The organism is Azospirillum sp. UFLA03-27 (assembly GCF_059803775.1).
This window is the reverse complement of record NZ_JAUQTX010000513.1, coordinates 1-1010: the sequence shown is the minus strand read 5'-3', so window position 1 is coordinate 1010 and position 1010 is coordinate 1. Positions and strand designations below refer to the sequence as shown.

The window sequence follows — 1010 nt, the reverse complement described above, 5'->3', positions numbered from 1 at the left end:
AGTGTCTGTTTGTAGACGTCAGGCGCTGCAGTCCTGGGCGGTCAGCCGCCGCAGACGCCTGGACAGGATGGAAACGAAGGCGATCTCGACGAAAGCGATGAGGTGGGTCTTGGTCCGCTCGACGATGACGTTCAATCGGCGGTAGCGGGAGAGGCAAGACAGTGAGCGTTCCACGACCCAAGCGATTTCGGTGGGGATGAACACCCCATTGCGGCCGCGGGCGATCGGCTGGATCGCGATCCCGAGGGCCGCGCCGGCTTTGGCCAGGCGCTCGGCGCGGTAGCCGAGATCGCCGATGGCCGGTCCCTGGAAGCCGCGGCCAGCGAGTTGGCGCAGCACCGGCACGATGCCGTTGGTGTCGTGCACGTTGGCTGGCGAGCTATCAATCGCCAGCGGGAAACCGTACTTCTCCACCGCGATGTGGAGCTTCACGCCGCGGATCTTCTTGCCGCCGTCGACACCGCGGGCAAAGCAGCTCGGGGCCGAGCGACAGGTCCGGCTGTCGATCACCACTGCGCTCGGCTCCGCCGTGTCGCCGCAGGCCACGCGCCAGGTCCGCCGCAAGCGGTCGAGCAGCCGACGCCACAGCCCAAGGCGGGTCCACCGGGCGAACAATGTGTACAACGTGCCAAAGGGGATGCCCGAGAGCTGGCCGATGGCCCGCCATTGCATGCCGCAGTAACCGACACACCAGATGGCCATGATCGCCTTGCGCAAGGTCACCCCGGTCAGCGCCAGCTTCGGTCCAGACCGCGTCGGCCTCCGGCTGTCCGCGGCCATGGCCGCCAGCTCGGTCATCACCTCATCCACGAAGGCGTCGACGTCGGAGAACGCGTCCCACGAGGCCGGCGTGGTGCTTGCGGGATGAACGGCGGTGCCCATAGACTACGTTTCCAAGCGGTCCGATCGAAGCCCGCAGAGCTACCAGACCGCTCCGCCGCCACACCACCCTGTTCAGCTGAAAGTAGCATACCGCTCCGCGCCGGCCGGGATGCCTCGGCTACAAACAT

At 66.8% G+C, this 1010-nt stretch carries 1 protein-coding gene; it reads right to left on the bottom strand.

The genetic code is table 11. The annotated features are described in order from the left end of the window. Positions 1 to 18 precede the first annotated feature (18 nt). A complete protein-coding gene (locus tag Q4I23_RS32800; RefSeq protein WP_498529018.1) occupies positions 19 to 882 on the bottom strand; it encodes a transposase in 864 nt (287 codons plus the stop codon). Positions 883 to 1010: the final 128 nt, after the last annotated feature.